The sequence below is a fragment of the Candidatus Mycosynbacter amalyticus genome (genome assembly GCF_025273655.1).
In the GTDB taxonomy this organism is placed as follows: Bacteria; Patescibacteriota; Saccharimonadia; order Saccharimonadales; family Saccharimonadaceae; genus Mycosynbacter; species Mycosynbacter amalyticus.
In genome coordinates, this window is the sequence record NZ_CP045921.1 from 100,821 (window position 1) to 113,193 (window position 12,373).

Annotated in this window: 13 protein-coding genes; 11 read left to right on the forward strand and 2 right to left on the reverse strand. The window is 51.7% G+C overall.

Annotated elements, in window-relative coordinates; translation table 11 throughout:
* The first annotated feature begins 133 nt into the window (after positions 1 to 133).
* The 8 genes from GII36_RS00550 (at position 134) to GII36_RS00585 (ending at position 7,398) form a co-directional block, all read left to right on the forward strand.
* The gene (locus GII36_RS00550) at positions 134 to 319 is read left to right on the forward strand and encodes a hypothetical protein (RefSeq protein ID WP_260763624.1); all 186 of its coding nucleotides are present in this window, start codon (positions 134 to 136) and stop codon (positions 317 to 319) included.
* A 33-nt stretch (positions 320 to 352) separates the two neighbouring features.
* Positions 353 to 2,026 carry an arginine--tRNA ligase gene (argS, locus tag GII36_RS00555; RefSeq protein WP_260763625.1) on the forward strand — a complete coding sequence of 558 codons (1,674 nt, stop codon included), beginning with the start codon at positions 353 to 355 and terminating at the stop codon, positions 2,024 to 2,026.
* A gap of 225 nt (positions 2,027 to 2,251) precedes the next feature.
* Positions 2,252 to 2,554: a hypothetical protein gene (locus GII36_RS00560; protein WP_260763626.1), complete on the forward strand. Its 303-nt coding sequence runs from the start codon at positions 2,252 to 2,254 to the stop codon at positions 2,552 to 2,554.
* A gap of 142 nt (positions 2,555 to 2,696) precedes the next feature.
* Complete coding sequence (locus tag GII36_RS00565) at positions 2,697 to 3,152, forward strand: MscL family protein (protein WP_260763628.1); 456 nt, start codon at positions 2,697 to 2,699, stop codon at positions 3,150 to 3,152.
* Between the two features lie 84 nt (positions 3,153 to 3,236).
* Positions 3,237 to 6,083: a helicase-related protein gene (locus GII36_RS00570; RefSeq protein WP_260763630.1), complete on the forward strand. Its 2,847-nt coding sequence runs from the start codon at positions 3,237 to 3,239 to the stop codon at positions 6,081 to 6,083.
* A 14-nt stretch (positions 6,084 to 6,097) separates the two neighbouring features.
* A complete protein-coding gene (gene msrB / locus GII36_RS00575) occupies positions 6,098 to 6,502 on the forward strand; it encodes a peptide-methionine (R)-S-oxide reductase MsrB (RefSeq protein ID WP_260763631.1) in 405 nt (134 codons plus the stop codon).
* Positions 6,503 to 6,520: 18 nt separating this feature from the next.
* On the forward strand, positions 6,521 to 7,057 hold the full coding sequence (gene orn, locus GII36_RS00580; protein WP_260763634.1) for an oligoribonuclease: 537 nt from the start codon (positions 6,521 to 6,523) through the stop codon (positions 7,055 to 7,057).
* Positions 7,054 to 7,398: an MmcQ/YjbR family DNA-binding protein gene (locus GII36_RS00585; RefSeq protein ID WP_260763636.1), complete on the forward strand. Its 345-nt coding sequence runs from the start codon at positions 7,054 to 7,056 to the stop codon at positions 7,396 to 7,398. The genes orn and GII36_RS00585 overlap by 4 nt, the downstream gene beginning before the upstream one ends.
* Here the strand turns inward: GII36_RS00585 and GII36_RS00590 are convergent.
* A complete protein-coding gene (locus GII36_RS00590) occupies positions 7,395 to 8,339 on the reverse strand; it encodes a hypothetical protein (protein ID WP_260763638.1) in 945 nt (314 codons plus the stop codon). The two genes, GII36_RS00585 and GII36_RS00590, sit on opposite strands and share 4 nt — an antisense overlap.
* A 62-nt stretch (positions 8,340 to 8,401) precedes the next feature.
* Here GII36_RS00590 and dnaG point away from each other — a divergent pair, with 62 nt between their 5' ends.
* The 3 genes from dnaG to GII36_RS00605 all read left to right on the forward strand — a co-directional run bounded on the left by dnaG (position 8,402) and on the right by GII36_RS00605 (position 11,786).
* Complete coding sequence (gene dnaG / locus GII36_RS00595; RefSeq protein ID WP_260763639.1) at positions 8,402 to 10,138, forward strand: DNA primase; 1,737 nt, start codon at positions 8,402 to 8,404, stop codon at positions 10,136 to 10,138.
* 116 nt (positions 10,139 to 10,254) lie between these two features.
* Positions 10,255 to 11,220, forward strand: coding sequence for an RNA polymerase sigma factor RpoD (gene rpoD, locus GII36_RS00600; protein WP_446680081.1), 966 nt, complete (start codon positions 10,255 to 10,257; stop codon positions 11,218 to 11,220).
* On the forward strand, positions 11,220 to 11,786 hold the full coding sequence (locus GII36_RS00605) for a nucleoside/nucleotide kinase family protein (protein ID WP_260763643.1): 567 nt from the start codon (positions 11,220 to 11,222) through the stop codon (positions 11,784 to 11,786). The genes rpoD and GII36_RS00605 overlap by 1 nt, the downstream gene beginning before the upstream one ends.
* On the opposite strand, the gene GII36_RS00610 is transcribed toward GII36_RS00605, so the two are convergent.
* Positions 11,776 to 12,351: an AAA family ATPase gene (locus GII36_RS00610; protein WP_260763645.1), complete on the reverse strand. Its 576-nt coding sequence runs from the start codon at positions 12,349 to 12,351 to the stop codon at positions 11,776 to 11,778. The two genes, GII36_RS00605 and GII36_RS00610, sit on opposite strands and share 11 nt — an antisense overlap.
* Between the last annotated feature and the right edge of the window lie 22 nt (positions 12,352 to 12,373).

Consider the following 12,373-nt stretch of genomic DNA (forward strand, 5'->3'; position numbering starts at 1 on the left):
TGTTTCAACTCCACGTACGACACTTACGAGGTGAGGCGACTTGGCATATAGCTAGTCCTCGGCCTTTGCTTGTTGACATTATAAAGCATAAGTGCTATAATGGTATTATAAAGTAAGCGAAACGAACACCAAAATGGATAAAATCAGTCACGGAACACAAACAAACGATATTTCTCACATGGGCGCGGGCGATGACCAGCGTGTACTCAATGTACTTGTTGAACATGTACGCGGTCTCATGCCAGTGTCTGGTAGTGCGGTAGAGCTTGGTCTGCCAGATCCAGACCTTCTCGACGAGCTAGGCGCTGAACTCGTCTAGTTTTACAGGGGTGGCTATGCTACAATAGCCTGTATGGAGTCACTTTCTCAGGCAGTAGCCACGATCATAGCAGCGGAATACGACGTCGACAGTACGCCAGTGTTTTCGCGTCCTGAGCCCCAGTTTGGTGACTATGCAACCAATGTAGCGATGCAGCTTGCGAAGCAAGTCGGACAAAATCCACGTGCTATTGCCGAGAAACTAGCAGAGAAACTGGCTGAAACAGGCGAGTACCAGGCGGTCGAAGTAGCTGGACCTGGCTTTTTGAACATCACTCTGAAGCCAGAGGCGCTGCTTGCACTGGTTCGCAAAGAGCCGACGCCGCACTACGCAGGCCAAAAAATCGTGTTTGAGTACAGCTGCCCCAACGCATTCAAAGAGTTGCACACAGGCCATCTGTATCAGACGTTGTTTGGTGATATTGTGTCGCGCCTGTTTCTCGTGGGCGGGGCTCAGCTGACACGTACAAGCTTCGGCGGTGATGTAGGTCTGCATGTAGCCAAATGTCTATGGGGTATGCGTGCGGAGTTGGGTGGAGAAGACCCAGGTAAGCTTGACGAAATCGATAGCGACCCGTTTGCACGTGCTCGTTGGATTAGTTCGTGCTATGTGATTGGCGCCAAAGCCTACGAGGAGAACGAGGCGCACAAAACGGAGATAGATGAGCTCAACAAGACGATCTACGGTTTTCATGATAGCAATGATCACGAGTCGCCATTGGCACAAATTTATTGGACGACTCGTCAGTGGAGTTTTGATTATTTCGAGGCGTTCTACGCACTGATCGAAGTGGCGCCACTACGCTATTATCCGGAGAGCGAAACAGCTCCTGTAGGACTCGATGTAGTACGCGCACAGCTGGCGGCTGGCAAACTCAAAGAGTCTGACGGAGCCGTAGTGTTTGAGGGTGACGAATCGAAGCATCTCCATACCCGCGTGTTCATTACGTCGAAGGGATTACCAACCTACGAGACAAAGGACATCGGTGTGATCTGGCGCGAGAAGGCAGACTACGACTTCGACCACCGCTATCTGATTACAGGCAATGATCAAAAAGAATACATGCGCGTGGTGTTCGCCGCCGCCGAGGCGTTTCGCCCCGAGCTTGCTGGTACTATGACACACTTCACCAACGGCACTGTCCGTTTTGGCGACGGCAGCAAAATGAGCTCACGCCTCGGCAATGTGACGCGTGGAATCGATGTGGTAGAGGCTGTCCAAGAAAAGGTTGCTGCGCTGGTAGAGGACGAGAAGCTCCGTCAGGATGTGGTGATCGGTGCGATCAAATACGCCTTTGCGCGCTATCGTATCGGTGGCGATATTGCGTTTAATCTCGACGAGACAGTAAGTCTGCAAGGTAACTCGGGCCCGTACCTGCAGTATGCCCATGCACGTGCACGTCGTGTTCTCGAGAAGGTGGAAGAAACTCCTAGTGCGCCAACCGATGTACGAGCCGAAGATCGTGCGCTCGTGCGCAAACTTGGTGAGTACCACGAAGCTGTCGATCTTGCGATCAAGGAATTGGCGCCGCACCACATCTGTAATTATCTGTTTGAACTTGCCCAAGAGTTCAATCGTTACTACGAGAAAAACCAAGTCGTCGGGAGTGAGCACGAGCAGCACCGTGCGGGGCTAGTATCACTCTACGCCGATACACTCCGTGCCGGCCTGATGATCCTGGGTATTGTCGCGCCAGACAAGATGTAGTATAGTAGTCCTCGTGAAGACCTATCGCACACACAACACAGAACTCCGCGGCAAGCTCTGCCTCGTGATGTTTATTGATGTGTAGGCGAGAAGTTTCACGATTTAGTACCGATATGACACTTCCTCGCCACCAGATGTGGCGAGTTTTCGTTTCGACGACGAGGCTATGTGTCGGTAGTCCGGTCTTGGAACCATCCCTGACCGTGTGAACAATTTGGAGGAGAAATGGCCAATCAAAAGGTCAAGGATCAGCTCGTACGCGTGCTGTGCAGGAAAGGTAGCGTAGTTTCCGAGAGTGCATCGGTGACTGATTTGCGAGTTCAGCTCGAGATAGACTGTTCGAACAATGTGTTCAGCAGCGCGCTTGCAGCTGCGATCAGCGAGAAGCTTGTAGTGCGTCGGCGTAGGCTCACAGAAGGTGTGGGTGACGATGACGATCGCCCAATTACCCTCGAGGCTACTCGACATGCACAACAGTGTTATGTGCGTCCTCAGCGCGAACGCACACGCATGAGTTTCGCGTTATAACCTGACGCGATTTTCTAGAGCGACCCGGTGGCGAAACATGCTATCCGGGTCGCTCTAGGGTATATTTTCTCCTCCTACTATTTCCTGAAAGATAGTGCTATAATCGCACTCAGAAATTATAAGAGGTGGGAGAAGGTGCAGTATGGCAACAGACAAAACCACAACCAAGACAACAGCTAAAGAGAAGCAGCCCAAATCGGCCGCGGCAAAAGCCCGCGCCAAGGCAGTGCGTGAGCGCGCAGTAGCGGCTCGTGCTAAAGCTAGCGGCGCCACCAAAGGTCAGGCGAGCGGTTTCGTCGACTTTATCCGTACGCAGGGCGTGGTAGGACTGGCAGTCGGTCTTGCCATTGGTACGGCGGCAGGTGCGACAGTGAAGACACTTGTAGAAGGCTTCATCAACCCGGTTGTGCAGTTCATCGTCGGTTCGCAGGAGGCGCTAGCCAGTGCGGTGTGGCATGTTGAACTGTGGGGTCGTACGGCAGATTTCGCCTGGGGCGCATTTGTGTCCTCGGCCATCACGCTCATTGCGACGGCGTTCGTGATTTACCTCATTGTCCATGGGTTCAAACTCGATAGGTTGGACAAGAAAAAAGACTAGATCAAACAAACCCAAAAAGCACCTTGGCACCAAGAAGGTGCTTTTGCTTTGAAAACAGGGGTAATGATGGTATAGTTGCGGCATATGGGAGAGCGACGTAAAATCGGACCTTTTAATCAAGCGCCTCGTCACGGCAGTAGCCAACGTGGTGTGCGACCGACGCCACGACGCACGCGCACATGGGATGAAAGTCGTGCACAAGCAGAGGATGATAAGCGTGCGCTCCTCGACCACATGAAGCTAGAAGAGATTAAGCGAAGGTATAATGTATTTGGCAACAAAAATCTTCCTGCTATTCATGAGAAGGCGTCGATTATCTCGATGGTGGGTCAGAATAAGGCATCGATTATCGAAGGCGATACCGGTAGCGGCAAGAGTACGCAGGGGTTACAGTTTCTGTATGAAGCGGGGTACCATGTTATTTCGCTTGTACCGCGCAAGATCATCGCTGACGGACTGCATGATCGTGTAGTTGAGGAAATGGCTGAGCACCTTGGCCTTGAGGAGGCGACGAAAGCAGTAGGTGTTCAGCATGGTGATCGCACCGAAGTGCACGATGAAAATCGCATACAAATTATGACGCCAAATACTTTCATCCGCATGGAAGCTGATCTGCGTGAAAAATACCGTGATGAGAAGGTCGTTGTTATATCCGACGAAATTCATGAGGCGAATCTCTATACAGAACTTGCTACCGGTGTAGCTGCCCAGGCGGTTGATCAATTGGACAGTTGGCGCCTTGTCGCTATGAGTGCGACACAAAATAAGGCGTCACTCGAGAAGTCTTTCAGTAGTATCAACGGTGGTGGTGAAGTGCCTAGTGTGGCGATTGAGGGACGTCCGTTTGCAGTCAAGATTCATGAGAGACCCGAAGACTCGGTTTATGAGACATATGCATCCTTCGGTGAGCAGCATGAAAAAGCCATGATCTTTACCTCTGGTAAGAACGAAATTCAGCATATTATTGACGAAACAATTAAAACGCTGGAGGATGTGGAGCCAGGATCTTCCGCAAAAGTAGAATTCCGTGTCTTACATGGGGACTTGAGTCCAACGGAGCGGCGACACATTAACGATCCTGTGCCCGAAGGTAAGCGCCTCGTTATTGTGTCGTCACCGGCTGGTATGTCTGGTATTACTATTCCCGGAGTGACATGCGTAATTTCTGACGGTACTATCAATCGTTCAGAAATCGACGAAGACGAGGTATCTGGCTTGACGCGGCGATATCTTTCGCAAGCCGAAGTGATACAGCAGATGGGTCGTGCAGGCCGAGATGTTGACGGCGGAGTTGGCTATGTTGTCAAGCCGACTGTAATTCACGAGGATTATCTACGCGAGCAAGGACGAGATATAGAAGCTGCGTCTATGCCATTTAAATCTATGAAAGAGCGCGATCCATTTGGGCCTCCCGAGATATACAACTCTCAGCTTGGACAGAGTGCGCTTGCCATTGCTGCACTTGATCGTTCATTTTATGATATCAACGAGTACTTGCCACATCCTGTTGAGCGTTCGGGTATCATCAGCGCTCAGCAGGGCCTTCATCGCATGGGTGCAATGGCCCCTCATGAGGGTAACGAGGATTTTGTGATTAGTGATATTGGTCGCGAAATGAGTAAGTTTTCTATGCGCCCGGAGTTATCGCGCGGCATCGTAGAGGCGCAGCGACAGAAACGATCTGCGCTGCAAATGGCTCGTGTTGCTTATATGGCTGCTGCCCTTGAAGCTGGTGGGGTGCAAGACTTTTCGAAAGATAGTGGTGACGCCTGGAAAAAGCTTGTATCCGAGACTGCGGACGACGACTGGATGGCTCAGTACGATATTTTGATGTCGCTCCCGTCACACGACGATAAAAATATCGACGAGAAATTTTTGGCCCAACATGACCTCCATTATCGCCGTACGCAGCGTGCGCTCGAAGTGGCTCGCAAGGCCCTGAAGGTGATTGGTATTCGACGAGAGAACCTCGTCATGACACCTCCCAATCAGGTAGAGAAAACGGAAATTTTACGTGATATGACGGCTGGCATGACTGACTTTGTCTATGAGAAAACCCACATGTTCAACAAGCGTATGCGTTATCGCAACATTCATGGCGGTCCTGGCTCTACAGAGCGATATATTAGTGATCGAAGCGTCACCTCTCAACATGAGCATGAGTATGTTATGGGCTTTCCTCGGTGGTTCATGCGACAGCGCTCCCGAGTCAAGCAGGATATTGTTGAGTTACTGGCGCCTGTGGATACTGCGGTAGTAGGGTATTTTGCTCGTAAGCATGACGTATATGATAGGGTACCTGCTGCGCCAAGAATGGACGGCAGTGTCGTCAAAGATTACTACCAGCCTGTATTTGGCTCATTACGAATTGGAGCTCCAGAAATCGGGAGCGTGGGCGATGAAATTTCACCAGTCGCACAGGAGCTGCTTGTAGAGCGTGCGTTAAACCACCAGCGTCGTACGCAGGTAGCGCTCCGAGAGGTGGCGAGCGAACTAAATTGGTTGACGCGAGCGATACCGGCACACACCCTAGAGCTGTATAAAAAACCTAACTCTGGAGGATGGCTAACACATGCCAATATAGATGCACAGGTACGACGCTACGCGAAGGTGACAAATAGCGAACATGAGCTAGATCGTAAATTGGGTGAGTATTTGTATCATGCAAAAGTGGGTATCGACAGATATTTTACAGAAGAGTCATATGAATATCTCAAATCCCTCGCGCCGCACGAAAAGACGGCAAGTGACGGGAGTGTGTTTGCCGTCCAGTACGCCACACCAGATCAGCCGTATGTGATAATGACGCGCACCGAACATAGAGACTTGCTAAAACATACCGATATGCGACTGCCAGATGGGCGCGAAATCCTCGTAAAAGTCCAGTCGCCAGATGAGCAAATCTCATACATCAGTGCAAGTCAGCTGTAGTATATACTAAATATATGATTGATAAGACCGACAGTGAATGGCAAGACGAACTCACTCCAGAGCAGTATCATGTGCTGCGCGAGAAAGGTACAGAGGTGCCATTTAGTGGTGAGTATGATAGTGTGTTCGATCCGGGCACATATACGTGTGCAGCGTGTGGCGCGGAGCTATTCGAAAGCGGCACGAAGTTTGACGCCCACTGCGGTTGGCCAAGCTTTTACGATGCCAAGCCCGGAGCCGTGGTAATGACATCTGACGATTCGCTTGGTATGGCGCGTACGGAAGTGACCTGCGCAAACTGCGGCGGCCATTTGGGGCATGTGTTCGAGGGTGAGGGCTTGGGCGTACCAACCGATCAGCGGTATTGTATAAACTCTCTGTCACTCAAATTCAACCCAGATACCCCGCTCCAAAACTAATCCTGTATACTAGAACATATGAGCAAAAAAGCAACACTCCTCTGGATGGATCTGGAGATGACTGGGCTGGACCCAGTAGAAGACCGCATACTCGAGGTCGCAGTGATCGCGACGGATTGGGATATGAAGGAAATCGCTACCTACGAAGCAGTAAAAAAAGTTGGACCGAATCTGATGAAGCAACGCATGGTAGGCGAATTTTGGGACAAGTATGCGAACGTGCGTGACGCGCTGATGGCGCAAAACAACGACGGCGAAAACGGTCGCACAGTAGAAAATGAACTGCTGGAGTTTGTGGCGGAGCACTTCGACACCGACAAGCCGGTTATTTTGGCTGGCAACTCGATCCACCAAGACCGCAAGTTCCTAGACAACGAATGGCCGCGTCTCAGCGAGAAACTGCACTATCGTATGCTGGATGTTACTGCTTGGAAAGTCGTGATGGAAGGCAAATACAAAAAGAAGTTTGCTAAGCCGGAGCAGCACCGAGCACTCGAAGATATTCGCGGGAGCATTGAGGAGCTGACATATTACCTCGGAAAGGTAAAAGTATGACCCACAAAGAATTTGAAGACTATCTATTGCAGTTTGCCGACGTCTGGCTGGACTATCCGTTTGGTGAGGGCACGGCAGTGTATAAATATGGGGAAAAGCCTGAGGGTAAGATTGTAGCTATCGTGACCGAGGGCAGCAAGCCTTTGCGAGTGAGCCTGAAATGTGACCCACAGCTAGCGGTAAACCTACGCGAGAAATACGAGACAGTACTGCCGGGCTATCATCTGAACAAAAAGCACTGGAACACGATTATTTGCTCGGGACAGCTGCCGGACGACGAGATTCATGACCTGATGCGGCTGAGCTATTTACTGGTGAGCGGCAAAGAAGTAGCGAACTAGTAGAGATTAGCTTCGTCGGAGTTCTGGTATTCTTCAATTGACTTCTGGATAGTTTGGAAATTCGGTTCGTTTTTGGCGATGAATTCTTGCATGGACTTGCGAGAGTTGCGTTTTTTGATACTTTCCATGTAGGTGATGATGTATTTGGTTTTGGTGTCCATTTCGTTAGCGTAGACACGGTCGTAGGTACTGTTGAGGCGAGCGTCTTCTAGATTGGTAACGAGCTTGTCGTCGTGATACGGTGCTTTCTTTGCGGCAGATTTGAGGTTGGAGGCATTTTGCCCCATGTTAGTAAGCGGTGTCTCCATGTCGCGAGCTGCGTTGACGAGGCTGGTACGCAGGTTGCTGTTGATGGCGACGAGTTTGCTGTTTTTGATGAGCTTGCCAGACCTTAGAGTGCTGGCTTCTGTGTCGACAAGGGTGGTATAGAGCTTGACTTCGCTTGCGACAGATGTCGTCTTTTTGCCGCCAGCGAGAAACAAGACTGCTGCGAGTAGGAGCGCGATAACGATGCCAATGCCTGCAATGATGAATTTTTTGTCGAGGGGCTGTTTGCTAGGTGTGGCCATCTGATTGAGGTAGTCTACTGAGTATTGGCCGTTGATAATCTGGCCTTGGGCACCGGGCGCTTGCTGAGTTTGACCCTGCGCGGCAGTGGCCGCTTGGACATAGGAGCTGGCGTCGGCCGGGCGGTCGGCTGCTGGGTCGGGTGCGGGAGTGTACCACTGGGCTGGACTGGGTGCGGCTTGTGGTTGGTAGGGTTGCTGGGGTGCGTTGTACTGAGGCGCCGAGGGAGTGTACTGTGTCTGGGGTTGCGCTGACTGGGCGCCGAGGAATTGGTCTGGTGCAGGACTGGGTGCGCCAAATTGAGGCTGCGTGGGTGGCGTCTCGAGAGGGTAGCCGCCAGGAGCAGCGGGAGGTGGTGTTTGTTGTGGATCCATTTGCCTCTATTTAACCATAAGCACTAGAGGTAGACAAGGGGTAAGATGCTATACTAGAAGCAATGCAGGATGCGAAGGAAGAAGTACGGGCTCGGCTGGCGATAGAAGACGTCATAGGCGAGTATGTGGAGCTTAAGCGAGCGGGGCGCAGTTTCAAGGGACTGAGCCCGTTTAGTGGTGAGCGGACGCCGAGCTTCTTTGTGTCGCCAGAGAAGAACATCTGGCATGATTTTTCGAGTAACAAAGGTGGTGACGTGTTTAGCTTTGTGATGGAGGCAGAAGGCTTGGATTTCAAAGGTGCGCTGGAGCTACTAGCTCGCAAGGCAAATGTGGATCTGAGTCTGTACCAGAACGACAAAGCGCGTGATATCGCGGCCAAGAAAAAGCGGCTACGCGCGGCAAACGAAGCGGCGGCGCATTTCTTCCAGCACAGCATGCTTCAGAATCAACATGCGGTCGAGTACGTGTTCAAAAAGCGCGCGATCAATAGAGAGACGGCGGCAGCGTTTCGTCTGGGCTACGCACCCGAGGGTGGTGATATGCTGGTGAAATATCTGACAAACAAAGGATTTACCCGCAAGGAATTGCAAGATGCTGGCTTGACCAACCGTTTCGGTGGCGACTTGTTCAAAGGCCGCATGATGGTGCCGCTTATGGACGGCGCGGGTGAGGTAATCGGCTTTACTGGGCGCATTATCCGTGACGATCCGAAAGCGCCGAAATACCTGAACACACCCGCTACATTGCTATATGACAAGAGCTGGCATGTATTTGGTCTTTCGCAGGCTAAAGAGGCGATGCGTACTCGTGACTATGTAGTAGTAGTAGAGGGAAATCTCGATGTGGTAAGTAGCTGGCAGGCAGGTGTGAAGCAAGTGGTTGCCACGGCAGGCACAGCTATGACGCTGCATCATCTCAAGACGATGGGGCGACTGACGGGCAATATCCGCCTGAGTTTTGACGGAGATAAAGCGGGAATTGCTGCGACCGAGCGGGCTATACCGATTGCCGAAGAGGCTGGCGTGAGTCTGACGATCATTAGTTTGCCAGACGGCGCCAAAGATCCCGACGAACTTATCCAACAAAGCGTGGCGAGCTGGCAGGCGGCGATTGATACGGCTGAGCCGGTGGTGGACTGGATACTGCGTCAGTACAGTACACGGCACGATGTGAGCACAGCGGCTGGCAAACGTGCGTTTACTACGGCCGCGCTGGAGGTGACAAAAGCCCTCAAAGACCCGGTTGAGCAAGAGCATTATTTGCAGAAGATTGCCGAAGTAAGCAATACGACACTTGAGACACTACAGCGTAAAATGTCGACCCGAGAGGAACCAGACAAGCAGTACAAAAAAGTAGCGCATGTAGATACGTCAAACGACGAATCACGGTACGCACATCATGACAGCGTGCTTGCGCTTGGGCTGGTGGATTCGGCGCTGCATGAATTGTTTGCAAACACCGAATCAGCGCTTTTTGTGGGAGAGAAACGCCAGGCCGTGGCCGCGTACCTGCGCACTTCACATGGCGCCCTACAAGATACACCTGAAGAATTGCAAAAATACGACGAGTATGTAAAAATATTATTACTACGGGCCGATGCACGATACGCCGGGTGGACCGACACAGACAGGTTCCACGAAGCCGCGCGCTTGCTCCGCCGCATAAAGGATGAACACAAGAAACAGCAAAAACAACAGCTCACCGACCAGTTACGCGACGCCGAGGCTAGTGGCGACGAGACGCGTGTTCGTGAGCTCATGCAAGCCATCCAAACCCTAAACAAGGAGATTCATTCATGAGTGATGATGTGACAAAGCCTATTGATGATGAAGAAACAGTAGTGGACGCAAGCGGCGGTGTGCCGGTGAGCGAGTTCGACGAACCAAACCCCGATGAGTTGCTCGACGAAGAGGAGATGGACGAAGAAACACTCAACGGCCAGTACTTGGACGATGTGAGTGACGACTCGGTACGACTGTATCTACGCGAAATTGGTAAAATCCCACTGCTCAACGCCGAAGAAGAGTTGGCGCTGGCGCAGGAAATTGTCGCCAATCGCGAAGAGCTCGATGAGCTAACTGCAAAGCTTGACGACGAGGAGTTGTCTGCGGCCGAACGTAGCAAACTCAAAAGTCGTATCGCGAAGCTTGCTAAGCCAAAAGACAAGATGGCAGAGGCTAACATGCGTCTGGTAGTGAGTATTGCCAAGCGTTATAGCGGTCGTGGACTCGACTTCCTAGACCTCATTCAAGAGGGTAATACTGGCTTGCTGCGTGCGGTCGAGAAATTCGATCCGGACAAAGGTTTCAAGTTTAGCACCTATGCTACATGGTGGATTCGCCAGGCGATTACTCGTGCTATCGCGGACCAGGCGCGTGTGATCCGTATCCCTGTGCACATGGTGGAGACGATCAACAAGCTGCTGCGTACCCAGCGCCGCATGACACAGGAGCTCAACCGCGAGCCGACCATGGAAGAGCTGAGCAAAGAGCTCGACATGGAGCCGTCGAAGATCGAATATGTCATGAAAATCAAACAAGACATCCATTCACTGGATGCCGGTGTGGGTCGCGACGGTGACGAAGAAGACAGTGTGTTGGGTGACTTTATCGAAGACGAAGATAGCGCTACGCCCGAAGAATCGGCGTCGAATCAGCTACTGAAGGAACAGGTGCAGGCTGTCTTGTCGACCCTGAGTGACCGCGAGCAGAAGATCGTGCGCATGCGCTTCGGCCTCGACAACGGTAAGAGTCATACACTCGAAGAAGTCGGCCAGGAATTCGCCGTGACACGTGAGCGCATCCGTCAGATTGAAGCGAAGGCGCTCGCCAAACTGCGCAAGCATAAAGACGCCAAGAAACTGCACGAGTATCTGGGCTAATGAAGCTTCCTCGAATTGTCGGTGTTGCAGGCACAAACGCATCGGGTAAAGATACGCTCGGTCATCTGCTCGCTGAGCGTGGCTATACGACGATTAGTCTGAGTGACATCTTGCGCCACGATCTCGATGAGCAGGGATTACCGCATACGCGCGAGAACCTGAGTCATCAGAGTAAGAAGATTCGCGATGCGCACGGCGATGGCGGTATGTCAAAACGTGCAATTGATATGCATTACGATAAAGATGGTCTATGTATCACAAGCATTCGTACCCCTGGTGAAGCAGAAATGATACAGCAACACGGCGGCGTAATTATCTGGATCGACGCTGATCGGCGCGTACGGTATGACCGTATCATGCGTGCTCACCGTGGTCGCCTGGAAGATCAGGTAACGTTTGAGCAGTTTGCCGAGCAAGAAGATGCCGAAATGACACCGAGTGAGCAGGGCGGCGGTCTGAATATGGGCGGCGTCAAAGCGCTAGCAGATGTATATATCGACAATACGTTCGAAGACGTCGATTCGTATAGTCGACACTTGATCGAGCAATTGGAACTTAGTGCGTAAAATCTAAATCTACGATAAGTTTGTCGAGCTTGTCGTAGAGCGACTCTTTCGCACCATCATTGACAAGATACTGGTCGGCCAGAGCAATCGGCGCGGCCTTATCTTCATGTTCGGATTCGGCGATATCGCGGGCGATAGCTTCAGTGCGGGTGAGCGGGTGGTCGGCTCGTTTTTCGAGACGCTGGTAGCGCAGATGCTTCGGCGCCACGATAGCTACCGTGGTGACGCTACCTGGAAACGCTGCCATGAGCGCACGGTATTCTTCTAGCGAGCTGGAGCCGTCGGTGACGATACGGTGCTGACCGGACTCGATGAGTTTGCGAAAGTGCGGCAGGGTGTGTTGCTCGATGAATTGGGCGTGGCCTTGTGACAGGAGGTGGGTGATGAAGCTACGCTCATTTGCCTCGGTCGGCTCGATATCTGCTCGTTCCATACTCTGGCGGATGATGTCACCGAAAGAGACTTTTGGAATATGCTTGGCGGTCATATATTCGGTAGCTGTTGTTTTACCAGCGCCCGCCAGGCCGACAAAAGAGATTATTTTGACATTTACGTGTTCGCTCATATTTTCATTGTAGCAAAAATAT

Excerpts from the sequence above, each read along its gene's own strand:
- GII36_RS00550 (WP_260763624.1), top strand. The coding sequence starts at position 134 with ATGGATAAAATCAGTCACGGAACACAAACAAACGATATTTCTCACATG.
- argS (WP_260763625.1), top strand. The coding sequence starts at position 353 with ATGGAGTCACTTTCTCAGGCAGTAGCCACGATCATAGCAGCGGAATAC.
- GII36_RS00560 (WP_260763626.1), top strand. The coding sequence starts at position 2,252 with ATGGCCAATCAAAAGGTCAAGGATCAGCTCGTACGCGTGCTGTGCAGG.
- GII36_RS00565 (WP_260763628.1), top strand. The coding sequence starts at position 2,697 with ATGGCAACAGACAAAACCACAACCAAGACAACAGCTAAAGAGAAGCAG.
- GII36_RS00570 (WP_260763630.1), top strand. The coding sequence starts at position 3,237 with ATGGGAGAGCGACGTAAAATCGGACCTTTTAATCAAGCGCCTCGTCAC.
- msrB (WP_260763631.1), top strand. The coding sequence starts at position 6,098 with ATGATTGATAAGACCGACAGTGAATGGCAAGACGAACTCACTCCAGAG.
- orn (WP_260763634.1), top strand. The coding sequence starts at position 6,521 with ATGAGCAAAAAAGCAACACTCCTCTGGATGGATCTGGAGATGACTGGG.
- GII36_RS00585 (WP_260763636.1), top strand. The coding sequence starts at position 7,054 with ATGACCCACAAAGAATTTGAAGACTATCTATTGCAGTTTGCCGACGTC.
- GII36_RS00590 (WP_260763638.1), bottom strand. The coding sequence starts at position 8,339 with ATGGATCCACAACAAACACCACCTCCCGCTGCTCCTGGCGGCTACCCT.
- dnaG (WP_260763639.1), top strand. The coding sequence starts at position 8,402 with ATGCAGGATGCGAAGGAAGAAGTACGGGCTCGGCTGGCGATAGAAGAC.
- rpoD (WP_446680081.1), top strand. The coding sequence starts at position 10,255 with ATGGACGAAGAAACACTCAACGGCCAGTACTTGGACGATGTGAGTGAC.
- GII36_RS00605 (WP_260763643.1), top strand. The coding sequence starts at position 11,220 with ATGAAGCTTCCTCGAATTGTCGGTGTTGCAGGCACAAACGCATCGGGT.
- GII36_RS00610 (WP_260763645.1), bottom strand. The coding sequence starts at position 12,351 with ATGAGCGAACACGTAAATGTCAAAATAATCTCTTTTGTCGGCCTGGCG.